This window comes from Ruegeria sp. AD2(2025) (genome assembly GCF_056542385.1).
On the sequence record NZ_JBQFZS010000003.1, the window covers coordinates 348,007 to 371,154 of the forward strand.

At 62.5% G+C, this 23,148-nt stretch carries 25 protein-coding genes; 12 read left to right on the forward strand and 13 right to left on the reverse strand.

The features are described from left to right. Positions 1-7 precede the first annotated feature (7 nt). Genes ACR1XV_RS09165 through ACR1XV_RS09175 form a run of 3 tightly spaced genes read right to left on the reverse strand, consistent with a single transcriptional unit; the run spans position 8 to position 2,831 of the window. A complete protein-coding gene (locus ACR1XV_RS09165) occupies positions 8-922 on the reverse strand; it encodes a phosphotransferase (RefSeq protein WP_480530491.1) in 915 nt (304 codons plus the stop codon). Positions 923-947: 25 nt separating this feature from the next. Further along, on the reverse strand, positions 948-1,613 hold the full coding sequence (locus tag ACR1XV_RS09170) for a flagellar hook capping FlgD N-terminal domain-containing protein (RefSeq protein ID WP_480530493.1): 666 nt from the start codon (positions 1,611-1,613) through the stop codon (positions 948-950). Between the two features lie 3 nt (positions 1,614-1,616). Then, positions 1,617-2,831, reverse strand: a complete 1,215-nt coding sequence (locus ACR1XV_RS09175; RefSeq protein ID WP_480530495.1) for a flagellar hook-length control protein FliK — start codon at positions 2,829-2,831, stop codon at positions 1,617-1,619. A 114-nt stretch (positions 2,832-2,945) separates the two neighbouring features. Between ACR1XV_RS09175 and ACR1XV_RS09180 the strand changes: the two genes are divergently transcribed. The 6 genes from ACR1XV_RS09180 to ACR1XV_RS09205 all read left to right on the forward strand — a co-directional run bounded on the left by ACR1XV_RS09180 (position 2,946) and on the right by ACR1XV_RS09205 (position 6,627). Further along, complete coding sequence (locus ACR1XV_RS09180; RefSeq protein ID WP_480530497.1) at positions 2,946-3,221, forward strand: rod-binding protein; 276 nt, start codon at positions 2,946-2,948, stop codon at positions 3,219-3,221. Next, positions 3,211-3,558: a flagellar biosynthesis protein FlgN gene (locus ACR1XV_RS09185; protein ID WP_480530499.1), complete on the forward strand. Its 348-nt coding sequence runs from the start codon at positions 3,211-3,213 to the stop codon at positions 3,556-3,558. Before ACR1XV_RS09180 ends, ACR1XV_RS09185 begins: the two co-directional genes overlap by 11 nt. A gap of 210 nt (positions 3,559-3,768) precedes the next feature. Then, positions 3,769-4,980 carry a flagellin N-terminal helical domain-containing protein gene (locus ACR1XV_RS09190; RefSeq protein WP_480530501.1) on the forward strand — a complete coding sequence of 404 codons (1,212 nt, stop codon included), beginning with the start codon at positions 3,769-3,771 and terminating at the stop codon, positions 4,978-4,980. Between the two features lie 77 nt (positions 4,981-5,057). Continuing rightward, a complete protein-coding gene (gene flaF, locus ACR1XV_RS09195) occupies positions 5,058-5,432 on the forward strand; it encodes a flagellar biosynthesis regulator FlaF (protein WP_480530503.1) in 375 nt (124 codons plus the stop codon). Continuing rightward, entirely contained in the window at positions 5,432-5,833 is a 402-nt protein-coding gene (flbT, locus tag ACR1XV_RS09200) for a flagellar biosynthesis repressor FlbT (protein WP_480530505.1), read from the forward strand. Before flaF ends, flbT begins: the two co-directional genes overlap by 1 nt. Beyond that, a complete protein-coding gene (locus ACR1XV_RS09205; protein ID WP_480530507.1) occupies positions 5,830-6,627 on the forward strand; it encodes a DUF1217 domain-containing protein in 798 nt (265 codons plus the stop codon). Before flbT ends, ACR1XV_RS09205 begins: the two co-directional genes overlap by 4 nt. Positions 6,628-6,733: 106 nt before the next feature. Here ACR1XV_RS09205 and ACR1XV_RS09210 read toward each other — a convergent pair whose 3' ends face one another. The 3 genes from ACR1XV_RS09210 to ACR1XV_RS09220 form a co-directional block, all read right to left on the reverse strand. Continuing rightward, complete coding sequence (locus tag ACR1XV_RS09210; protein WP_480530508.1) at positions 6,734-8,308, reverse strand: DUF427 domain-containing protein; 1,575 nt, start codon at positions 8,306-8,308, stop codon at positions 6,734-6,736. Positions 8,309-8,398: 90 nt separating this feature from the next. Next, positions 8,399-9,100, reverse strand: a complete 702-nt coding sequence (locus ACR1XV_RS09215) for a winged helix-turn-helix domain-containing protein (protein WP_480530510.1) — start codon at positions 9,098-9,100, stop codon at positions 8,399-8,401. Further along, on the reverse strand, positions 9,072-9,359 hold the full coding sequence (locus ACR1XV_RS09220; RefSeq protein WP_480530512.1) for a hypothetical protein: 288 nt from the start codon (positions 9,357-9,359) through the stop codon (positions 9,072-9,074). The genes ACR1XV_RS09215 and ACR1XV_RS09220 overlap by 29 nt, the downstream gene beginning before the upstream one ends. A gap of 175 nt (positions 9,360-9,534) precedes the next feature. Here ACR1XV_RS09220 and ACR1XV_RS09225 point away from each other — a divergent pair, with 175 nt between their 5' ends. The 4 genes from ACR1XV_RS09225 (at position 9,535) to ACR1XV_RS09240 (ending at position 13,443) form a co-directional block, all read left to right on the forward strand. Continuing rightward, the gene (locus ACR1XV_RS09225; protein WP_480530514.1) at positions 9,535-10,002 is read left to right on the forward strand and encodes a hypothetical protein; all 468 of its coding nucleotides are present in this window, start codon (positions 9,535-9,537) and stop codon (positions 10,000-10,002) included. Positions 10,003-10,113: 111 nt separating this feature from the next. Beyond that, positions 10,114-10,731 (forward strand): ribonuclease HII, encoded by a 618-nt coding sequence (locus ACR1XV_RS09230; protein WP_480530516.1) that lies wholly within the window; start codon positions 10,114-10,116, stop codon positions 10,729-10,731. A 107-nt stretch (positions 10,732-10,838) separates the two neighbouring features. Continuing rightward, positions 10,839-11,942 (forward strand): DNA methyltransferase, encoded by a 1,104-nt coding sequence (locus ACR1XV_RS09235; protein ID WP_480530518.1) that lies wholly within the window; start codon positions 10,839-10,841, stop codon positions 11,940-11,942. Positions 11,943-12,063: 121 nt separating this feature from the next. Next, positions 12,064-13,443 carry an adenylate/guanylate cyclase domain-containing protein gene (locus ACR1XV_RS09240; protein WP_480530520.1) on the forward strand — a complete coding sequence of 460 codons (1,380 nt, stop codon included), beginning with the start codon at positions 12,064-12,066 and terminating at the stop codon, positions 13,441-13,443. Positions 13,444-13,521: 78 nt separating this feature from the next. Here the strand turns inward: ACR1XV_RS09240 and ACR1XV_RS09245 are convergent, their stop codons facing one another. Together ACR1XV_RS09245 and mutY are read right to left on the reverse strand one after the other, a co-directional pair. Beyond that, on the reverse strand, positions 13,522-14,655 hold the full coding sequence (locus ACR1XV_RS09245) for an alkane 1-monooxygenase (protein ID WP_480530522.1): 1,134 nt from the start codon (positions 14,653-14,655) through the stop codon (positions 13,522-13,524). A gap of 61 nt (positions 14,656-14,716) precedes the next feature. Continuing rightward, positions 14,717-15,772, reverse strand: a complete 1,056-nt coding sequence (gene mutY / locus ACR1XV_RS09250; RefSeq protein ID WP_480530524.1) for an A/G-specific adenine glycosylase — start codon at positions 15,770-15,772, stop codon at positions 14,717-14,719. An 81-nt stretch (positions 15,773-15,853) separates the two neighbouring features. Here mutY and ACR1XV_RS09255 point away from each other — a divergent pair, with 81 nt between their 5' ends. Further along, positions 15,854-16,360: a DUF721 domain-containing protein gene (locus ACR1XV_RS09255; RefSeq protein ID WP_480530526.1), complete on the forward strand. Its 507-nt coding sequence runs from the start codon at positions 15,854-15,856 to the stop codon at positions 16,358-16,360. Positions 16,361-16,374: 14 nt separating this feature from the next. Further along, positions 16,375-17,031 (forward strand): DsbA family protein, encoded by a 657-nt coding sequence (locus tag ACR1XV_RS09260; RefSeq protein ID WP_480530528.1) that lies wholly within the window; start codon positions 16,375-16,377, stop codon positions 17,029-17,031. 39 nt (positions 17,032-17,070) lie between these two features. On the opposite strand, the gene lpxK is transcribed toward ACR1XV_RS09260, so the two are convergent. From lpxK to ACR1XV_RS09285, 5 genes are all read right to left on the reverse strand, one after another. Next, entirely contained in the window at positions 17,071-18,069 is a 999-nt protein-coding gene (gene lpxK, locus ACR1XV_RS09265; protein WP_480530530.1) for a tetraacyldisaccharide 4'-kinase, read from the reverse strand. Next, on the reverse strand, positions 18,056-19,291 hold the full coding sequence (locus ACR1XV_RS09270; protein ID WP_480530532.1) for a 3-deoxy-D-manno-octulosonic acid transferase: 1,236 nt from the start codon (positions 19,289-19,291) through the stop codon (positions 18,056-18,058). Before ACR1XV_RS09270 ends, lpxK begins: the two co-directional genes overlap by 14 nt. Then, entirely contained in the window at positions 19,288-20,088 is an 801-nt protein-coding gene (locus tag ACR1XV_RS09275; RefSeq protein WP_480530534.1) for an inositol monophosphatase family protein, read from the reverse strand. The genes ACR1XV_RS09270 and ACR1XV_RS09275 overlap by 4 nt, the downstream gene beginning before the upstream one ends. Further along, positions 20,075-21,421 (reverse strand): TldD/PmbA family protein, encoded by a 1,347-nt coding sequence (locus ACR1XV_RS09280; RefSeq protein ID WP_480530536.1) that lies wholly within the window; start codon positions 21,419-21,421, stop codon positions 20,075-20,077. The genes ACR1XV_RS09275 and ACR1XV_RS09280 overlap by 14 nt, the downstream gene beginning before the upstream one ends. 128 nt (positions 21,422-21,549) lie before the next feature. Further along, on the reverse strand, positions 21,550-23,073 hold the full coding sequence (locus ACR1XV_RS09285) for a DUF2125 domain-containing protein (protein ID WP_480530538.1): 1,524 nt from the start codon (positions 23,071-23,073) through the stop codon (positions 21,550-21,552). Positions 23,074-23,148: the final 75 nt, after the last annotated feature.

Sequence of the window (23,148 nt, forward strand, 5' to 3'; positions counted from 1 at the left end):
GGCGCCGTCAGCCGGCTGAGTGCGTTGTGAGGTCGGCGATCTCAAGCTCATAGCCCCGGGCGTAGTCCGGGGCTCCATTTTCGACGCGCCAAAGGCAATAGGCCGCCATGCGCCAGGCGTACCAAGGGCGCAGCGAAAGATAGCGTTGGGTGATGCCCGGGCGGTCATAGGCCGCAAGGAAATCCCTTATCTCGGCGGCGGTTAGCACCGTGCCGCGATAAAGGTGCTGCATGGCCGGTGACAGGAACATCGCCAGATCCTCACAAGGGTCACCAAGGGCTGGGCATTGCCAGTCGATCAGCCTCAGGCCCGAGGGGGCCTGCAGGATGTTACCCGCAACGGGGTCGCCGTGGATCAGGCATCTTTGCGTCAGAGGCTCGACGGGGGTGTGCGGTCGCCGCGCCAGCAGCCGAGCCTTTTCGGCAGAGGAACAGGCGGCCAGAATCTTCTGCGTGTGCCGGTCCAAATCTTCGCTGCCATTGCACCCAACCGGGGCGTCTACTTCGACCCGCAATTGATGCAGGCGTTGCAGCAATTGGGCAACGGGTTCAACCTGATCCTGCCATGGTGTGCCCGGCGCGTGATCGTAATAGACCCAGTGGGCGGCCTTGAACCTGCCAGTTGCGCGCAGTTTGGGCACAAAGCCAGTGTCGCCGAGTGCGCTCAGACACCGGGCTTCGAGCGTTGCGTCGTTGCGAAACAGCGGGTTGCGCAGGGCTGTGGTATAAAGCTTGAGCACCGCGTCGCTGCTGCCCGAGAGTACCCTCCAGACCTGATTGGTCCGTCCACCATATAGTGTTTTGAACCGAGCGCCGGGCTTAATCAGCCCTTCGGTGCCAAGTTGCTGGACCAGGCCAATTGGGGGTTGGTTTCGATCAGACAGATGAGGCCTCGGTTCTGTGGGTGAGTCGCGCTGGGCCAAGCTTTGGCCCGCTCTGCCACCCAGATCAAGCGCCCGTGCGGATTTGCGTGACTTCGCTGGTCAGCACCTCAGCCCCGCTGTCGAGCGTCAGGGCCACGGTGCCGCCATTCGCTTTGGCCTCGACCACCCGGCTGAAGACCGCTGCGGGTGTGTTGGATAACAGCTTGCCTCCGCTGAAACTTTCCAGCGCGGCGGCATAGGTGCCTGCGGGCAGGGGCTGACCCGAGCCGTCGATTCCGGCCCAGTCGAATGCGCCCTGGTCGGTTGGGACAGAGATGCGGTCGACCTCGGTGCCCTGTGCATTCCGGATCACCAGCTCGGCTCGGTCCGCGGTGGGGTCCGCTTGTGCAAACAGGGTGACGGGGCTGTTTTCAAACCGAAACGGCGCTGCAACCTTTACGTCCATTCCGACCCAGCCCGCCAGTTGGTTCAGATCGACCGCGCCAAGAACCTGCGTCAGCCCAGAGAGAAGCTCGTTTGCCTTGACCTGCTGTTCGACCATCGAAAACTGCGCCAGCTGTGAGGCGTATTCCGAGGAATCCAGGGGTTCCAGCGGATCCTGATTCCGCGCCTGCACGGTCAACATGCGCAAAAAGGTTTCAAAATCCGAGGCTAGCGCCGAACGTTGCGTGTTTTGATCGGCGTTGACGGATGCGCCGGCCTGCCCGGCAGGATTAAGTGCAGAGATCATGGGTCAAAGCCTCATATCCAGGCCCTGTTCAGGGCTGGTGGGAATCGGGCGGGCAAGGGTTTCGGCGGTGTCCTTGGCCTCGGTCGGGGTGAACGCAGGGTCTTGCTGGGATGGATCGCCGTCGGGCGGGGCATCTCCGGACATGCCCAGATCAAGGGACAGGCCGCCATATCCCAACTGCTCGAACTCGGCGGACAGAATCGCGATATGCCGCCGCATCAGGTCCAGAGTTTCTGGCCGCTCGGCCATGATGACCAGATGCATCCCGTCGTCCCGGCCATTCAACGTGATCGAAACGCGACCAAGTTCTTCGGGGTTCAGGGCGATTTCCACGCCGCCCGCACCCGGTCGCGCCGAGATAACGGCGGCCAATTGCCCCGCAACGGCGCGCGCGATCTCGGTCCGGGGCGCTGCGGGAGAAAGGCCGACAGGCATATCCCGTACCGCCTGGCCAGAGCGCCCGTCCCCGAGCGGGGGGAGTTCATCGTGCTCAGGGGATGACAGCGCCTCGACCGCATCTTTGGTCTGCGCAGCAATCGGAATCTGAGCTGGCGAAGCCTGATCCGCAGTCCCCGTAATCGTCGGCTGCGGCGTGATCCGGTTTGCAACGGTGGCATCCGCGGCGGCGTCAAAGCCTACGGTTTGATGTGCCCGCCGCTCGGCCCGGTTCGATGCTGTTTCAAGCTTGGAGGTAAAGCTCAGGGCCTCCGGCGTCACCGATTCACCGATGGGCCGCATGCCACTAGTGCCATTCCCGGTATCGGACGGGGGGCTGAGGGCGGAATCCTTGTGGGGCATTTCCGGCACGGGGTGTGCCGCCGGGATATCGACAGGGCGGCGAGGCTGGGCGGCGGGAAATTGCGCCGCCGAGGACCGTGCCCTGTCTGCAGGCGCAGCAACCCCAGCAGTTTCGCCCGCCGCGACCTCCGGATTGCTGCTCAGCATGGGCGTCGCAGAAGCGTGCTCCTGCCGGGGGACGGGTTCAGCCCGTTCCGAATCGGGGGGCGCGGCCTCGGTTTCGCCCGGCGTCTGCTGGGCGCCCGGCTCGGGACTCTGCAAAAGGTCGGCTTCGGCGTCCGGAGTGGCATCCTGCAGCGCGGCCTCTTCATTCAGCACGTCCTCGAACGCAAAGGTGCCGTCTTTTCCCTGTTCGGTGCTGCGGACGGTGGCTGTTCCGGCTCCGGTGGCGGGCATCATCAGTGTCAGCGCGTTGGGCATTCTTGCTCGGGCTCCGTTTGATCTGCCGGGCATCATGCGGCCACGGAGGTTACGTTTTTTTTAACCGCTTTGCCCTTTGATCACGAAAGTTCGAAGCAATTTTCGGAGAAACCGATGATCATTTCAAACACGGCACCAGCGCCCCAGCCGGGGATGAACGCGCAAAGCATGAAAGCCGCGTCTGTCAGGCTTGAGGCTGTCTTTCTGGCGGAGATGTTGAAATCTGCGGGGCTTGGCGCTGCGCGTGATTCCTTTGGCGGCGGGGCGGGCGAAGATCAGTTCGCCTCGTTCCTGGTGCAGCAGCAGGCGCAGCAGATCGCGCAGGCGGGCGGTATCGGCCTGTCGGAGATCCTGTTCAATGCAATGATGGAGAGACCGGATGAGCAATGATCGGATAAACGCGCTCGAGATCCTTCTGGATTCCGAACGCGTGGCGCTGATGCAGGGCGATCTGAATGTTCTGAGTGAGACCACGCCCGAGAAAGAAAAACTGATCAAAGAGATCGGCGCACTGGAGGTTCTGGAAGCCGCCGATTTGATTCGGGTGCAGAAAAAGGTCGAACGCAATCAGGCCTTGCTGGACAGCGCGGCCGAAGGCATCCGCGCGGTCGCCGGGCGCATGTCGGAACTGCGCCGCGTCCGGCAGGAATTCAGCACCTATGATGCTTCGGGGCAACGTCAGGGGTTTGCCATGCGCAATCGCGCGAAGTTGGAAAAACGCGCGTAGGGGCGGTTTGATTCAAATCCGAAGTTTCGCGCGGGGGTGTCTTAGCACTCCGTTAGGGGATCGGGGGTCAAGGTGGCGCTGCATCCGAAGACAGCGGGTGGCGCGAGGGCCGCGAGGCATAACGCAAAGGTCAGAACGACAGAATGCCTGCCGGTGCGGCGGGTCCAACATGGGCGTCAAATGCGCCCGAACACGAAAAGGATGACAAATATGTCCAGCATTCTGACAAACAACGGCGCGATGGTTGCGCTGCAGACACTGAAATCGGTCAACAAGAACCTGGCGCAGACCCAGAACGCGATCTCGACCGGTAAAGACGTTGCCACGGCCAAGGACAACTCGGCGGTGTGGGCGATCTCGAAGGTGATGGAGTCCGACGTCAAGGGTTTCAACGCTATCAAGGACAGCCTGGCGTTGGGTGAATCGACCGTTGCGGTGGCCCGGAACGCAGCTGAAACCGTGACTGATCTGCTGAACCAGATGAAAGGCAAGATCGTCGCGGCGCAGGAAGACAATGTGGACCGGGGTAAGATCAACGACGACGTGACGGCTCTGCGTGATCAGATTTCCGCGGTGGTCGGGGCAGCTCAGTTCAATGGTCTGAACCTTGTGAACGGGTCGGCTGGCTCTGCGTCGATCCTGGCATCGCTGGATCGCGACAACACCGGCACCGTGACGGCATCGTCCATCGCTGTGGCTGGGCAGGACCTGTCGGTCGGGGGGTATACCGCCAACGATATCTTCTCGGGCAGCTCGGCCGGGGCATCGGCAAATGGCGATACGGTCGCAATCGCACTGGACAATGGCGGCGGTAATGAACAGATCGAGATCGCCGAAAACGCAACGGCCTTTGCCGCTGGCGATAGCGTCAGCCTGACTGTTGGTGATCAGACCGTATCCTATACCGTGACTGCGGATGATGCAGCGGCCACCACAACCGCAGATATCGTGGCCATCGCGCTGAAGGCCAAGGTTGATGAATTGGGTATCGCCGGACTGACCGTTGACTACGATAGCGGTACCCCCGGAACGCTCGACTTTACCAACACCGGTGCCAATGACCTGACTGTTAGCGGCCAGTTTGCCAATGCGGGCTCGGGTGGTCTGGGGGCGTTGTCCTCGATTGACGTCTCGACCGGGGCAGGTGCGACTGCGGCGCTTGCGACCGTCGAGACCCTGATCGACACGGCAATTGACGCGTCGGCGGCTTTTGGTTCGTCGCAGGGCCGGATCGAGACCCAGAAAGAGTTCATCTCGAACCTCGCGGATTCGTTCAAGTCCGGCATCGGCTCGCTGGTTGATGCCGATATGGAAGAGACCTCGGCCCGTTTGCAGGCGTTGCAGGTGCAGCAGCAATTGGCGACCCAGTCACTGTCGATCGCCAATCAGGCGCCGCAGTCCATCCTGTCGCTGTTCCGCTAATCGGAACCCTGATCCGGGGCGCGGTCATCGCGCCCCGGCACTGACTGCCCCCTGATGGACCATTGGAAGGATTTCAAGTGACACCGCAAACGCTGGCTCAACGCGCCTATGCGCAGTCCACCGCTCCGACGCGCACGCCGCGGGACACGGAATATGAGGCAATCTCGAGAATCACCCACCGTCTGAAAGCGGCAGCGGCCCGCAAGGCGGCGGATTATGGGGGGTTCGTGCAGGCCCTGCACGAAAACCGCCGCTTGTGGAGCGTTCTGGCAACTGGCGTCTCGGATTCAGACAACGCGCTGCCCAGCGATCTGCGCGCCAGGATCTTCTATCTCGCCGAATTTACCGAGCAGCACAGCAGTCAGGTGCTGGGCAACAAGGCAGCGATCGAACCCCTGCTGGAGATCAACATGGCGGTTCTGCGCGGCCTGCGTCAGATGAGGGGCACCTGATGGGAGGACTGGTTCTGAAACTCGCCCCGAAAGAGCGGGTCCTGATCAACGGAGTGGTCATTGAAAACGGAGATCGCCGCAGCCGGTTTTCGATCATGACTCCGCAGGCCAATGTGCTACGCCTGCGCGATGCAATCCATCCGGAAGAGGCGAACACCCCGGTGCGTCGGGTGTGTTATGCGGCTCAGCTGGTGTTGTCCGGCGATACCGAACCAAGGCAGGCGCGCCAGCAATTGCTGCGCCGGGTCGAGGAGCTAAGTCAGGTCTTCACGGACGCTGATAGCCGCCGCGTGTTGTCGGAGGCGACCGAGGCTCTGGTCGCTGAACAGTACTATAAATGTCTGAAAGCGTTGCGATCCCTGCTCCCGCGAGAGGAGCGTCTGATGGCGTATCAAAGATGACGTTTCAGCCGGTCGTGCCAACGGGCGGGCTGGTGGGCTGGCGCTTTTTGCAGCGCACATATGACGCGCAGTTTGAAAGCTACATTGCCTCTGCCGTCCGACAAAGGGAGACGGAGTATTTCCTTGAAAATATCGGCAAGGTCCGGTCCGCCGAGGATTTGGTGTCAGACCGGCGTCTGTTGCAGGTGGCACTGGGAGCGTTCGGTTTGCAGCAAGATCTGGATAACCGCTTTTTCATCCAGAAGGTCCTCTCGGATGGCACACGGGCAGATGATGCGCTGGCAAACCGGCTGGCGGACAGCAGGTATCGGGATTTTGCTGACGCTTTTGGCTTTGGACCGGGTGAGTTGCGCCAGAGCGGTTCGCCGGATGCCATGAAGAAGATCGCCGAAGCCAGTCTTGTCGCCGGGTTCGAAATCACCGTGGGTGATGTGGACGACACCATGCGGATCGCATTGTTTACGCAGCACGCGCTGGCCGAAATCGCATCGCAGGATGGCAGCGAGAACCGAAAATGGTTCGATTTGATGGGCTCACCCCCGCTGCGCAGCATGATGGAAACGGCCCTGGGCCTGCCTGCGGCATTTGCCCAGCTGGACATCGACAAGCAGCTTGAGGTGTTTCAGGACCGGCTGCATCGATTGACCGGATCTTCGGACCTGTCGCAGTTCTCGGATACGGGTGCTGTCAAAAAACTGACGGATACCTACTTGGCGCGCAGTCAGATCGCGCAGATTCAGGTCGCGGCCTCTCCGGCGCAGACGGCACTGATATTGCTTGGCGCGGGTGGCTGAGGGGCGAAAAGGGTCTTGCCGTACAGTGACACTCCGGCCTCAACGATGGGTTTGAGCAGGCCCGCTGCATACTGCCGAGCTGCTATTGGCTCACAATCCGGGTCGGTCAGCGATCCAATATCGTGTCTGCAGGCGTTTGGATGGCGAAGGACGTAACCGGTTGCGAAACATTGTGCAGCTTGACGGCCCCCAAAGGGATCGTGTGCTGACAGGCCGGTTCGATATCCCTCGATACGACGATCCGATGGCCCACCGTTTTGCCGTATTCGCCCAATCGCGCTGCGACATTGGCCGCTTGTCCTATCACGGTGAAGTCCAGCCGCTCTTGCGAGCCGACATTGCCATAGGTCACGCGCCCATAGGCGACGCCGATGGAGCAGTCGCAATGGTGATCGCTCTCGCCTTTGCGCAGCTCGGCCAGCTTTTCGACAATCTTCACAGCCGATTGTTGCGCGTTCGACCGGGCGGTGGCCGCGTCTTCATCCCCGGCGGGGAACACCGCCAACACAGCGTCGCCGATGAATTTCAGAACCTCGCCATCATGGTCGTGCACGATGCCCGAGACGGTTTCGAAAAACGCATTCAGGACCGTGATATAGCTGCTGCGGCCCAATTCCTCTTCCAGCGCAGTCGAGTTGCGGAGGTCGCAGAACATGATCGCGGCATCAATATCGTCGCCGTCGCCACGGCGAATTTCGCCGCCAAGAACCCGCGCGCCCGAGCGTTTGCCCACATAGGTTTCCAGCAGAACCTGCGCGTTTTCGCGTTGCATGAATACTTCGTAGAAGCGTGCGATGACCGAGGAACACTCAAAAACCAGCCCGAGGTTTTCGGTGGTGAACCCGTCGGGATGATCGCAGGTCAGGGTCAGCACGTTGGTTCGCCCGTCCGAGAAAGGCAGCGGCATGGCGACGTAATCGGTCGCTCCTTTGGCGCGCAGGTCCTCGATGATCGGGAAACTGTTATGCGGGTTGTCATCATTCAGCCGTTGGCGCACACCGCCCAGCCCGTTCGAGACATGGCGCAGCGGGCTGTTGGTAAAGGCCGGGTGGTCGTGGATTTCGTAGGTGGGGGTAAAGGTCGATATCTCGGCTTCGCCCTTTTCCCAGACATAATGCTTGCCCGCGATCAAGGGATGCAGCGACCAGACCAGAATGCTGAGGCGCTGAATGGCGATACCGTGCTCCAGCATCTTCTCGGCCAGCGCCTTGGTAAAGCCGTCGGGGGTATTCACCTCGGACGCGCCGCGCATCAGCCAATCGATCAGGGGGCCGCTGATATTCCCGTCTCCGGGTTGCCGCAGCGTATTGTCGCCAAGGTCGATCCGGGTGGCCGTATCGGGCATGAAACCGATATGACCCTGAATGGCCTCGCTTTCGGGCAGGGCGTCTTCATAGGCCCAGATCGAGTTGGTCAGCCGTTCTTCGGGCAGGCTGATGTCGTGATAGGTCGCTGTGCCTTTGAAGGGGCAGAAGGTCTGCAACTCGGTCTCGGGGCTGAGTTCTACGCATAGATCGTCTCGCGGGATGTAGATCGCAGGTGGCAGCCGGGTTTCATACATGACCTTGGCGTTTTGGCTTTCGGCCAGAAGGGTTTCACCACGATAAATTGCGACCCGCCCGTGCAGCGGTTCGACGGAAATCCCATAACCTTTGACGTTTGGAGTGGCGTGGACGTTCATCGGCAACCTCCCGTGGCCAAGCCCCTATAGGATGGGCCCTGACGGTTGGAATTCCAAGGGGAAGCCTGAAATTTCAGCAGCCAGCGCGCCTCAGATCATCTGAATGACGTCTTTTTCGATCGACAGCATATAGCCCTTTTTGGCGATGTTCTTCACCAGCAACTCGCTGACCATCTGGTTGCCCAACGCATCGCGCAGGCGTTTGATCCGTGTGGCGCCTGCCGCCTCATCACAATCGGCGGCGTTTTTGCCAGATATCATCGCCTCGATCTGCACGCCCGACAAAACCTCGTCATCCAGTCGGGATTCGGCGAGAACCGACAGCGTTTCCATCGCCGCGGGGGTCAGCTTGAAATCCATGTTGTTGAGGTACACCGTGTTCTCCTCGCGGCTGATCAGTAGCGAGGTGACCTGAATCCCCGTGCGCTCGATCTGGGCCATGCGGCGGTTGAACAGCACAAGCATGACCAGAAACACCAGCGCCGCAATCAGCATGGCGCTGGCAAAGACCAGCAGCACGAAGATGACCATGCGATAGCTGGACAGCGTATCGGCAAAGGCGGTGCCGGACTGGGCCAGTATCTCGAGCAGGCGAATTTCGGATTGGGAGGTCAGGTCAGCCTCGACAAACAGACGCTCGACCCGGACGTTGAAAGCATTGGCGTCGGGCAGGGTCCAGAACAGGAAAACGGCGGCGGTCACCAGAATGGCGATGATGGCGGCGATCCCGGCACCCACCAGCCGAACCCCCGACCGGCGCGCTTCAGTAACGGAGATAGAATTTTCCGGCATTGGCCTTCCTTCGATCCAACCCGTCCGCTTCGAACACGGACATGACGTTCAACAGGGTCCATCCGTTCGACTTCAGTCGCTTCGCGACCTCTTTCTGAGCGGACCCCTTTTTGCAGCTTGAGACCTGCATGACGCCATAATGCAGCCGCAGGGGATTGTCCTGCTTGGCCTTGTAATCGGCATAGCAATCTGCCGCGACGGCCTGCGACCCAACCGATATCAGGGCCGCCAGAGCCAGAGAAGAGAGGATCTGTTTCATGGGCTGCATCCTGCGCATGGGTTGGGCGGATATTCAATAACCACAAGGGCTTTGCAGCCCCGATATTCGATAACATTGTGCCGTTATTGCTTGTCTGAGCGGGGTGATCGCAGGGTCGGGGCATCACATACGCGGTCCGATCCGGGCCTGCCCATCATCCGAAAGGACACGCATCATGCATCGCAAATTCATCGCTCTGATCGTCGCCACCGCCGTCGCCATCACGGGCATATCCGCGTCTCAGGCGCGGGCGGCGGACACACGGGATATCCTGGGCGGGCTTGCCGCGCTCGCGATTCTGGGTGCGGCGGTACATCACTATCAGGATGAAAAGCGCGAAGAAGAGAAGAAGCGTCATAAGCACAAGCAAAAGCACGCCAAGAAGAAGGTGCATAAGCCGCATGTGCGCCCGCTGCCCAATCGCGTCGCGCGTTACAATCTGCCGCAACGTTGCCTGCGGACCTATGATGCCTATTCGAAAAGACATCCGCTGCTTGGGCCGAGCTGCCTCAAGAAGCATTACAAATATGCCAATAGCCTGCCTCACCAATGCAAGGTTGGTTTCTGGAATGGCAAAAAGGTAAAACGGGCATACGAACCCGCCTGCCTGCGCCAGAAAGGATACCGTGTCGTTTACCAGTAACCGGTTTCGAGCAGGAGTGGCGCCACAGAAGCGCCGCGCTGGAAGAGGGTGGCGCAAGCTGCCCTCTTCTTTTGTCTTGCGCCCGGCCAAGAAACGCGGTTTGCCAGATGCATGTCGACACCTGATTTCGAACTTGAACAGGCCCTGCTGGCGCGCGGTTACCTGCGGATCGCCGGGGTGGATGAGGTTGGGCGCGGCCCGCTGGCCGGGCCGGTGGTGGCTGCTGCGGTCGTTCTGAATCCCGAGGATATTCCCGAAGGTCTGAACGATTCCAAGAAGCTGACCGCCAAGCGCCGCGATGCGTTGGACGCGGCGTTGCGCGACCGGGCCCAGGTGGCGGTGGCCGAGGCAACGGTGGCCGAGATTGACGAACACAATATCCTGCGCGCCTCGCATCTGGCGATGCTGCGCGCGGTTGCGGCGCTGGACCCGGCCCCCGACTTTCTGCTGATTGACGGAAATATGATCCCTCGGGGGATGAAGCTGCCCTCGCAAGCGGTGGTCAAAGGCGACGCGCGGTCGGTGTCGATTGCAGCGGCCTCGATCGTTGCAAAAACCTGGCGCGATCGGGTGATGGTGGATTTGGCGCAACAGCATCCCGGCTATGGGTGGGAGGCAAATGCAGGTTATCCGACGAAACAGCATCGCGAGGCGCTGCGAAATCTTGGCGTGACCCCACACCATAGACGTTCGTTCAAGCCGGTCCACAATATCTTGTATCAAGAGTAAATCGTAAGTCGCTGATTCAAAAAAGAATTTGACGACGAATCAGGTTTGAATCATCCTTGTCTCAACCAAATGAGCGCAAAAGCGCCGTGGACACTTGAGGCAGTGATATGACTACGACCACCAAAAAGGGCGCAAAAGCGCTCCCTTTAAACACGATTCTATCCGGGGATTGCATCGATGTGATGAACAGTCTGCCCGAGGCGTCGGTTGATCTGATCTTTGCGGACCCGCCGTATAATCTGCAGCTGAAAGGGCAGCTGCATCGGCCCGACAATTCTCAGGTCGATGCGGTCGATGATCACTGGGATCAGTTTTCCAGCTTTGGTGCCTATGACCAGTTCACCCGCGAGTGGCTGAAGGCGGCGCATCGTCTGCTGAAACCCAATGGTGCGATCTGGGTGATCGGATCTTATCACAACATCTTCCGTGTGGGCTCGGCGCTGCAGGATGCGGGCTACTGGATTCTGAACGACGTGGTGTGGCGCAAGTCGAACCCGATGCCGAATTTCCGGGGCAAGCGCTTCACCAACGCGCATGAGACGATGATCTGGGCCAGCAAGCGCGAAGGGGCGAAATACACGTTCAATTACGAGGCGCTGAAGGCCCTGAACGAAGGCGTGCAGATGCGCAGCGACTGGGTGCTGCCGATCTGCACCGGGCATGAACGTCTGAAAGATGAAAACGGCGACAAGGCGCATCCGACGCAGAAGCCGGAATCGCTGTTGCATCGGGTTCTGATCGGCTCGACCAATCCCGGCGACGTGGTGCTGGACCCCTTCTTTGGCACTGGTACGACCGGGGCCGTGGCCAAGATGCTGGGGCGTGAGTTCATCGGGATCGAGCGCGAAGAAAGCTATCGCAAGGTGGCCGAGAAGCGCATCGCCAAGGTCCGCAAATTCGACCGTGAGGCGCTGGAGGTCAGCGCCAGCAAACGCGCCGAGCCGCGTGTGCCCTTTGGTCAACTGGTTGAACGCGGGATGCTACGTCCGGGTGAGGAACTTTATTCCATGAACCAGCGCCACAAGGCCAAGGTGCGCGCTGATGGGACTCTGGTGGGCGACAACGTCAAGGGCTCGATCCATCAGGTGGGGGCGCATCTGGAAAACGCACCGTCCTGCAACGGCTGGACCTATTGGTGCTTCAAGCGCGATGGCAAGACCGTGCCCATCGACGTTCTGCGCCAGCAGATCCGGGCAGAGATGCACAACTGAATACCGCCGGTGCCTGTGGCCTGACACAAGGCACTACGCCTTGCCCCGCCGTCTCCGGCGGGGTCTTTTGTTTTGGCGTCAGGAATGATTGCATGGGCTTGCCCCCACGGAGCCCGAGATCATGACCGACACCACCGCCCCATCCCGCCGCGAACGGTTCTCGTTCACCCAGCCCGACACGTACGATCTGGACAATAAATACACCGAAGCCGCGCTGGAGCGTCACAAGCGGGAAGGGCTGGAGCTGGCGGTGCGCGCCCGCTGGATCGCCATGGGCCTGACCGGTGTGTTGCTGATCTTCCTGAATCCGCACCCCGAGGTGCTGTGGTATCACTTCATCCTGCTGCTGATCTGCGCCAATGGCTGGCTGATCCGTCGGGCGGGGCGCGTGGGGCAGTCGCGGACCGAGCTGTTGCTGATCTTCGTTGATCTGCTGATCATGACGCTGGGCATGATTGTGCCGAACCCGTTCAGCGATGATGTGCGCCCGTTGGCGATGCAGTATCACTTTGATAACTTTCAGTATTTCTTCATCATTCTGGCCGCCGGTACGCTTGCCTATTCGTGGCGCACCGTCGTTGCAATCGGGTCCTGGACGGCGATGATGTGGACCGTCGGCTGGGTCGTCGCCTGGTGGATCGCCACCCCGATCCCGGGGATCAGCGAACGGGTGGCCGAGGCTCTGTCAGGCTATCCCGACGTGGCCGAACTGATGGATCCGAACAGTTTTGAGCCATCGCTGCGCATCCAGCAGGTTATCGTCTTCATGATGGTCGCGGTGACGTTGGGCGTGTCGATGCGGCGGCTGAACCATCTGCTGATGACCAATGCCGGGCTCGAGCGGGAGCGGGCCAACCTGTCGCGGTATTTCTCGCCCAATGTGGTGGATGAGCTGAGCCAGAATGACGAACCGCTCAAACAGGTCCGCAAAGAGGATGTGGCGGTTCTGTTCATCGACATCGTGGGCTTTACCCGCTTTGCGGCCGGGCGCGATCCCTATGAGGTGATCGAGGTGCTGCGCGGGTTTCACGCGCGGATGGAAACAGAGGTGTTTCGCCATCACGGCACGCTGGACAAATATCTGGGCGACGGGCTGATGGCGACCTTCGGTACGCCGGTGCCAACGCCCTTGGATGCCAGCAACGCGCTGGGCTGCGCGCGGGCGATGGTCGAGGTGATCGATCGTTGGAACCTAGAGCGTCGGCGCGCAGGCGAGCCCGAGATTCACGTGGGCATCGGGGTGCATTACGGGCCGGTTGTTCTGGGGGATATTGGTGCGAACCGGTTGGAATTTGCGGTGATCGGCGATGCGGTCAATGTCGCCGCCAAGCTAGAGGCGCTGACCCGCGACTTCAGCGCCCGCGTTGTCATCAGCGAGGCGGTGCGGGCGCAGGTTCAGCAGGAGGAGACGGATGCCAAGGGTCTGATGTCGGGGTTTGCCGCCAAGGCCGGGCAAACGGTGCGCGGGGTGGCCGAGCCGATGGATATCTGGGTGCTGTAGGCGGCTCCCGCCTGTCGGCGCAGCATCAAAGATGCAGCACCTCCGGTTGGGCCGGGCAGCGCGCACGCGCGCTGCGGGTCACGCGGGTTGGGGATTCAGCGCTTTGTTATAGGGCTTCCAGTCGGTGATTTCGGGGTAATATTGCCGCCGCCATGCGCGAACCCGGGGGTTCATCACGCGGCGCCACAGCGGCGGGATCATCGCGGCTATGGTCATGACCGGATAGCCATAGGGCAGTTGCGGTGCGGCGTCCTGTGCGTGGTGTTGCAACAGGGGAAAGCGGCGGTTCGGCTTGTAGTGATGGTCCGAGTGGCGCTGCAGATTGATCAGCAGCCAGTTCGAGGCCTTTTGCGACGCGTTCCACGAATGGCACGGCCGGACGTGTTCATATTTGCCATCGCCCAGATATTTGCGCGTCAGCCCGTAATGTTCGATATAATTGACCAGTTCCAGCTGCCAGATCGCCACCCCGGCCTGCAGCATGAACAGGCCCAGCCCGGACCAGCCTCCGATCAGAAACGCCAGCAGCAGCATGGCCCCTTGCAGCGCCCAGTACCGCCAGAACGGGTTTGCGCGGTCGGTCCAGGGGCGGTCTTTGCGGGCCAGCTTGTCGGCCTCGGCGCGGAAGGCCGAGCGCAGGCTTTGACGCAGGACGCGGGGATAGAAGCGGTGGAACCCCTCGCTATAGCGCGCCGTCACCGGATCGCGGGGCGTGCCGACATAGCGGTGGTGGACCAGCAGATGCTCGGACCGGAAATGGGAATACAGCACCATGGCCAGCAGGACATCGCCCAGCCAACGCTCGAACCGGCCAGTCTGATGCATCAGCTCATGGCTGTAGTTGATGCCGATGGTGCCCGAGATCACGCCCATGCCGAAGAAGATGCCGATCTTTTCGGCACTCGAAAACGTATCGGCCCGGGTCACGTACCAGATCAGCCCGTAGAGCGTGAAGAACTGCACCGGGGCCCAGAGCTTGGTCAGCAGGATGTACCAGCGCAGGTCGGTGTCTGGCGTCTCTGGGTCTGCGTTTTCAAGGTTCAGGCCCGTCAGACGGTCGAGCGCGGCAAAGGCCCACCATGTCGAAAGCGGCACCAGCAGAACCCACCATCCCCCGGCGGCCGAGGTGGCCCAGATCAGCGGGACCAGCAGATAGGAAATCCAGAACGGCAGGGCCGATTGCCAACGGGACAGGGTGGTGTTTGCGATCATTGGGGTGCTCCGGGGACGGGTGCGGGCAAGCTAGCCCCGCGCGCGGGATTTGCCCATCGGGCTATTGGCCGCGCCACAGGTCATAGGCCTTGCGCATCACGGTCGGCAAGTCGCTGGGGCGAAAGGCGTGTTTGTCGATGATGGTCAGGTTCTCGGGCGTCAATCCGCCCGGTAGCTCGGCGGTCCAGAGGCGCAGGATCAGGTGGAAATGAGTGAAAGTGTGCCGCACCTCGCCGGGCAGGGCCTGCCAATCCGCCGCAAAGGGTGGCGCGGGGTCCGGCGCGTCGGACCAATCAGAGCTGGGCCAGCCCAGCATCCCGCCCAGCAGCCCCTTGTCGGGGCGGCGCTGCAGCAGCATCGCCCCGTCCGCGCGCCGGGCGATGTAGACATGCCCCAAACGGGTGGGTTTGGGCTGTTTCGGCGTCTTGCGGGGCAGATCGGCCTGCGTTCCCGCAATACGCGCCAGACAGGGGTCGCGCAGCGGGCAAAGCCCGCAGGCCGGGGATTTCGGTGTGCAGATTGTGGCCCCCAGATCCATCACGGCCTGCGCGTAATCTCCGGGGCGCTTAGCGGGTGTCAGACCGGCGGCCTTCTCTTTGAGCAGAGGTTTCGAGCCGGGCAACGGATCGTGAATGTCATAGAGCCGCGACATGACGCGTTCGACATTGCCGTCCAGAACCGTCTCGGGCCGGTCAAAGGCGATGGCCGAGATCGCGGCGGCGGTATAGGGCCCGATGCCGGGCAGTTTCAGCAGCGCCTCATAGCTGTCGGGGAACTGCCCCGCGTGCTCCTGCGCCACTACGCGGGCGCATTTCAGCAGGTTGCGGGCGCGGGCGTAATAGCCCAGACCGGCCCATTCGCCCATGACCTGATCATCCGGCGCGGCGGCGAGCGCGGCAACATCCGGCCAGCGCGCCGTGAACCGCATGAAATAATCGCGCACGGCGGCCACGGTGGTCTGTTGCAACATCACCTCGGACAGCCAGACGCGATAGGGGTCCGGCCGCACGCCTGCGGCGCGATCCATGGGCGCTACCCGCCACGGCATCGTGCGGGCGTGGCGGTCATACCAGCCCAACAAAACACCGCTCACATCAATGTCACCAAAGTCACGCAAGTTTTATGCATCTCTCTGTCGGGTTTCGCTGGCACCCTGCCTGTTGCCCATTACAATAGCGGGACAGGAGTTGGAAACCAGATGCAGCGCAAACGGTCCTCGACCCGCGGGTTCAAACGCACCGCGACCTTGCTGAACGACCAGATCAGGCGCGCCGGGGAAAGCCGGGGGTTCGCCGTGTCGCGTCTGTTGACCCATTGGGCCGAGATCGTGGGGCAGGACATCGCCGCCATCGCCCGGCCTGTGAACGTAGGCTATGGCAAGGGCGGATTCGGGGCCACGCTGACGGTGCTGACCACCGGGCCGCAGGCCCCGATGCTTGAGATGCAGAAGGAACAGCTGCGCGGCAAAGTGAACGCCGTTTACGGCTTCAACGCCATCAGCCGCATCCGTATTACCCAGACCGCTCCGACCGGATTTGCCGAGGGGCAGGCCAGTTTCGACCACAAGCCGAAGCAGGCGAAACCCAGCATTGCACCCGAAATCGTCGCCGAGGCAGACAAAGTGTCGCGCGATGTTCACGACGCGGATTTGCGCGCGGCCCTTGAACGTCTGGGCCGCAACGTTTTATCCAAACACAAAAGCTGAGAAAGGGCTGAGGAATGAGCCGTATCGCAACCGTAATCTGCACGGCCGTCGCCGTGGCCGCTGGTGGTTACTGGCTGGCACAATCGAACACCGCCAACCCTCTGGTTGGCAGCGCTCAGGCGCAAGAGGCCGAGCTGGACACTTCGACCATCGTCGAGATGGTGCAGGGGGCCGAGGACGCACCCGTCGAGATCATCGAATATGCGTCATACACCTGCCCGCATTGCGCGAATTTCCACATGGGGCCGTACAAGCAGCTCAAGGAGGAGTTCATCGACACCGGCAAGGTCAAGTTCACCTATCGTGAGGTCTATTTCGACCGCTATGGCCTGTGGGCCTCGATGGTGGCGCGGTGCGCGGGGCCCGACAAGTTCTTTGGCATCACCGATCTGATCTATGACGGCCAGTCCGAATGGACCCGCGCCGGCGGCCCTGCCGAGATCGTGGACGAGCTGCGCAAGATCGGACGTTTGGCCGGGATCGACAACGACCAGCTTGAAGCATGTCTGCAGGACGGCACCCGCGCGCAGACGCTGGTGGCCTGGTATCAGGAAAACGCCGAGCGTGACGGGATTCAGGCAACGCCGTCTTTCATCGTGAACGGCAAGAAGGTCGACAACCAGTCTTATGACCACTTCAAGAAACTGATCGAAGCGGAACTGGGCAGCTAAGGTCCGCGCGGCCAGCCCTCTGCCGGGCTGGCCCTCGCTTTACGGAGATGGCGCAACCCGCGCCAACATCTCTGTGATCTCGTCATCCTGATCGATCTGCAAGCGCACCGGAAGCGTAAGTACCTTGCTGCGGAAGGCCGCAGGCAGGCGCACCGCATCTTTTTCGGTCGTGACCATCTGCGCGCCCATCGCGCGGGCGTCGTTTTCCAGCCGGGTCATCAGGGCTGTGGTCAGCGGCTGGTGATCGTCCAGTGCCTCGGCCCGCAACAGCGTGGCGCCTTGCTGGCGCAGGGTGGCAAAGAATTTCTCGGGGTGGCCGATCCCGGCGAAGGCCAGAACCGGGGTATCGCTCCAATCCATGCCGGTTTGCAGCGGGCGGACCTCGCCCTGGGCCCGGGGCAGGCCGAGCGCGGGACCCCAGCGGTCCGAGAACGCATCCTGCGCCTCGGCGGGCCCGAGGGACAACACCAGATCGGCGCGTTTGAGACCAGCGGCGACGGGTTCGCGCAGGGGGCCTGCGGGCAGGCACAGCCCGTTGCCGAAGCCGCGCGCGGCATCGACCACAATGATCGAGAAGTCCTTGGTCACCGCCGGGTTCTGAAACCCGTCATCCAGAACGATGACCGTCGCCCCGCCTGCCGCTGCGGCCCGGGCCCCGGCGGCGCGGTCCTTGGCGACCCAGACATCTGCGAAGGCGGCCAGCAGCAGGGGTTCATCGCCCACCTGCGCGGCGGTGTGCTTTCCGGGGTCGACCTGCACCGGCCCTTCCAGCGAACCACCATGGCCGCGGGTGACAACGTGTGGACGGTGCCAGCGGTCGCGCAGATGTTCGAGCATCCAGATCACGGTGGGCGTCTTGCCGGTGCCGCCCGCGTTGAGGTTGCCGATGCAGATGACCGGCACGCCGGGGGTGATGCCACCACCGCCCGCCATCCGGCGCGCGGTGGCCGCTGCATAGATCCGGCCCAGAGGGGCCAGAAGCCGGGCGCGCAGGTCCAACTGGTCCGGTGCGGTGTTCCAGAATTCAGGTGCGCGCATCGGGTGCCCTCCGCTGGTCCAACGTGTCCTGCACCATCTCGATCAGCCGATCGGCCTGCGGGGCGCCCTCGGTCACGATCTGCCACCCCGCCAGCGCCATATCGGCGGTGCGATCCGGGGCCAGAAGCTCGACAACGCTGTCGCCCAGTTCGGTGGCGGATTTGACGGTCAGCGCGGCGCGTGCGTGATCCAGCTTGTCATAGACCGCGCGGTGCCGGCTGACATGCGGGCCATGGATCACAGCCGATCCAAGGGCAACGGCGATCAGCGGATCATATCCGCCCGCGCCCCGTTCCAGCGTGCTGCCCATGAATGTCACCGCCGAAACCCGGTGCCACAAGCCCAGATCTTCGGGCATGGCCGACAGAATGACCTGCGTGGTGTCCTCGATCGGGTGGCCTTCGTCCCAATTTGCACAGCGCAGGTCCATCGCCTCGAGCCGTTTATACAGCGGGGCGGCTTCGGACATATCTGCCACATGCAGAACCAAAGCCAGCCGCGGCAGCATCCGCAGCGCCTGACGGTGGGCGCTGAGGACCGAGATGAACTCCTTGTCCTGCACCCAGGCGGCCAGCCAGACCGGGCGTCCGGCCAGTGCGTGGTTGGTTTCGATCAACTCGTCCTCGGGCCAGGGCCGGGGATTGGGGCTGAGATGCAGCGCAGGCGCGACCGACACCTTGGACGAGGTGACGCCCAGCCGCCGAATCTGGCGCGCGATATCGTCATTTGTGGCAAGGATCGAGGTGAAACATTCCAGCGTGTACCGCGTGATATCGGGCAGCCATCGCCCGCCGGGGGCTGTTTTCACGTCGACCACGGCCTCGGTCAGGATCATGGGTACACCCCGTTCCTGCGCGCGCGTGATGATGTTGGGCATCAGCCCGCCGCCGAACCACAGACCCATGTCGGGACGCCAGTGTTCCAGAAAGCTGCGGGCGGCTCCGGCCTGTTCGGTGGGCAGTTTGGTGATCGGCCCTGAACAGCCGTCCCACACGGACAGATCGGCATCCGGCGGTGCGGTCAGCAACAGCGACAGGCCCGGGCGGGTGGGCAGCAGGCGGCGGCAGAAATCATCGACCGCCCGCAGCCGGTCGGGTGTGCTGACATGGACCCACAGCACTTCGCCTTCGGGCCGGGGGGCGTCCGGGCGCTGGGCCCCTTGTGGAACGCCCCAGGACAGGACCCGATAGGCCGCGAGGCTCAGAGATCGCGGCTTGCTCATGCCGGGATGCCCGCGCTACCGGGATCGAGGCGCGTTTGCAGCATCGTGTGCAGGGTAGGCCCCGCGGCAACAACCCCGTCAAGGCGCGGATGGACATTGTTGAAGCGCAGCGGCAGGCCCATGCGGTCGGTGCACAGCCCGCCCGCTTCGCGCAGGATCAGGTCTCCGGCGGCGATATCCCACTCCCAGCTGGGTCGCAGGGTCAGCATCCCGTCGAAACGTCCTTGGGCCACCAGCGCCATGCGATAGGCCAGCGAGGGGCGATAGACACGTTGAAACGCGGGCGGTTCGCCTGCCAGCCAGTGATGCGCTTTGAGATTGGGTTTTGCCGCAAGTATCTCGGCCTCGGACAGATCGGTCTGGCCCGAGGCCCGGATCGGGGTTCCGTTCAAGGTGGCCCCTTGTCCACGCGCGGCCGCATAAAGCAGATCGCGCAGCGGCAGGTAGATGACGGCGGCCGTGACCTCGCCCCGTTCGGCGATGGCCAGCGAATGCGCCCATGTGCGCGAGCCTTCGGCAAAGCTGCGGGTGCCGTCGATCGGGTCGATGATGAACACGCGGTCGCGGGACAGGCGGTCGTCGGTATCCTCGGTCTCTTCGCTGAGCCAGCCATAGTCGGGCCGCGCCGCCTGCAGGTCGCGTTCCAGCATGGCGTTGACGGCCAGATCGGCCTCGGTCACCGGCCCCGCGCCGTCGGGCTTGTCCCAACGCTGAGCCTGCGGGCCGGTATAGCGTGTGGCGATCTTTCCGGCCTCAAGTGCGGCGTCGATCAGCAAGGACAGGTCAGTTGCCGGCAAGTGTCATCCCTTCGATCAGCAACGAGGGCACAACGCGCGACAGGTAGGGTCGCGCATCGTTGGCCGGCACGATCCGCATCAGCATGTCCCGCAGATTGCCCGCGATGGTGCATTCGTTGACCGGATGCGTGATCTCGCCGTTTTCCACCCAAAAGCCCGAGGCCCCACGGGAATAGTCGCCGGTATTGGGGTTGATGGTCGACCCGATCATCGATGTCACCAGCAGCCCGGTCCCCATGTCGCGCAGCAGGTCGGCGCGGCTGTGTGCGCCTTGCGTCAGGCTGAGGTTCCAGTTGCTGGGCGACGGTGGGCCGGACACCCCGCGCGCCGCGTTGCCGGTCGAAGTCATCCCCAGCTTGCGGGCGCTGGGCAGGTCCAGAGTCCAGCCGGTCAGAACGCCGTCTTCCACGATGGCCCGGCGCCCGGTCGCCAGACCTTCGGCGTCAAACGGGCGCGAGCCTGAAATGCGGGGGCGGTGCGGGTCTTCGATCAGGGACAGATGCGCGGGCAGCACTTGTTCGCCGAGGCTTTCCTTCAACCACGAGGCCCCGCGCGCGATGGCGGCCCCGTTGCTGGCGGCCAGCAGATGCCCGATCAGCGACGAGGAAATGCGTTCGTCGAACAGAACTGGAAAGCTGCCGGTCTGCGGTTTGCGCGCGCCGACAAGTGAAACGGCGCGTTCCCCGGCGGTGCGACCGATCTCGAACGGGCTGCGCAGGTCAGACTGGTAGCTGCGGCTGTCGCCGTCATAGTCCCGCTCCATCCCCGTGCCTTCGCCCGAGATGGCCACGCATGAGGTCGACCGGCTGCTGCGGGCATACCCCCCGGAAAAGCCGTTGGTCGCGGCCAAATGCACGCGATGGGTGCCATAAGCCGCCGCCGCGTCCGAGACCTGACTAACCCCATCAACCCCAAGCGCCGCAGCCTCGGCGGCCAGAGCATCTTGCATCAGCGCATCGGCGCTGGGCTCGGGGGTCGGATCGAATAGCTCAAGCGCGTCCATGTCCCAGCTGGTGATCAGCTGATCGGGATCGGCAAGGCCGGTGAACGGGTCCTCGGGCGCTTCGCGGGCCATGGCGACGGCGCGTTCGGCCATCGCAGCCAGTGTCTCGGGGCGGCTGTCGGAGCTTGAGACAATCGCCTGACGTTTCCCCAGAAAGATGCGCAGCCCCAGATCGGTCGCCTCGGACCGCTCCGCATGTTCCAGCGCACCGCCGCGCACTTCGACCGACACGGATGAACCATCGATAACAATGGCATCCGCCGCCTCGGCTCCGGCTTTGCGGGCAGCGTCCAGCAGATCGTGGCTGATGTCTTGGGGTGTTCTGTTCATGAGGCCTCCGGGGGTCTTGATGCCTTTGACCTAGCCTCGGAGCGTGTGTGCCGCAAGGGCTGCGGTCCATTTCAGCGGCCCGCCTTGGGTGGGGCAGGCCGTCGCTGCGGCCCGCCCCAGAGTGTGCGTCACTTGATCCGCTGTCCGTTGGCGAGAATCTGGCCGTCTTCGGTAAACTCGATGGTCGAGTTCAGCGTATCGGGTTCTTCGCCCGGTACTGCCATCAGACCCATCATCATCCGGGCCCCCAGCGCGTCGTTTTCCGAGACAAAGCCCATGCCGATCAGCTTATCCAGCAGGGCGTTTGCGCCCACCAGCTTCAGATTGGCGACACCCGAAGGGGCGGGCAGGCCATCAAAGGCCTCGGTGTTGGAATTGTCGAACTTGAAATCACCATCGCCGGTCAATTCGGCACCGACCAGCGAGACCAGTAGTTCGTTGATCTTCAGCGAATGCAGCTCACCGGGTGTGGCGTCCGAGGTTTCCAGTTCTTCCACCGCCTCTGGGTCCATGAAATCGACCAGAACCTTGGCTGTGCCGGTGGCATCCAGCGCGATGGTCGCCGGATCGCGGGGCAGGGCACCTGCGGGATCGAACAGGCTCCACAACACGTCGGACATGGTGAAATCGGTCAGGTTCATGCCAAAGCCGAAGGGCTGGATTTCTTCCGATGCCTGCACCGGCACCTCAAGCTTCAATCCAGCGCTGGCCATCGAGATCTCGATGGGGAAGGGCAGGTCCGCCGTCGTAACGGCCAGTTTCGAGCTGTTCTGCACAAGGTCATAGACAAGGCGCTCGGCATCGATGCTGCCGGTGAATTTGCCACCTTCGGAACTGCTGCTCATCGAAAACGCCTCACCCTCGGCGGTTCCGGCCACTTCGGTGTTGCCCGAGCCATAGGTGAACGTGCCCGACGCGGCGAAGCCCGCGCCATAAATGTCCTGCACGTTGGCCACGTCAAAGCCGGGCGGGATGACCGTGTCGCCGTCAAAACTCAGATCGTTCAGCTTGCCGCTGATGCGACCGGTATCATCGCTGTCGGGCTCGTCGAAGGCCAGGTCATAGGTCAGCTTGCTTGCGGTGAACTGCTGGGCGATGTCGCGCATCTCGCCGATTTTCATCTGCGACGAGCCTGCGACCGTGTCCATGTGAACATTCAGCGCCAGCATGTCCTTCGACACGGTTTCCTCGCCGAACTTCATCGAATCCAGCCCAAGCGTCAGGCTGTTCGCGGTGTAGTCATAGGTCATCTCTTCGGGCGTGCCGGACACGACCATGTCCAGCGCGTCCTGCGTGTAAAGCAGCTCGGCCGAGAACGCCTCACCATCGGCTTCGCCCGAAATCGACACCGGGAAGCTGTCGGGGAAGCCGATATTGACGGTGCCATCGCCATTCTCGGTCAGGGTCATCTGAGGGATGGTCATGTTGAACTGACCTTCGGCGTCTGGCAGCGCCATGCCCATGGTCATGTTCGCGATGGTGGTGACTTCGCCAGATGTGCTCTGGTCGCCGGTCACCTCATAACCCATGCCGCCCAGATAGGCCTGCCAGTCGGCCCAGACATCGGCGGCGGTGATATCGGCAAACGCGCCCTGAGTTGCAACGGCATAGGCCAGTGCCGCGCCGCAGCTCCGGCGAAGGAAAACAGTCATAAGAGAACCCTTCTTGATCAATTTTGCGGGCATCGTCGTGCCTGCGGCGGTCAGCGTCAAGGGGCAAGGGGTGGA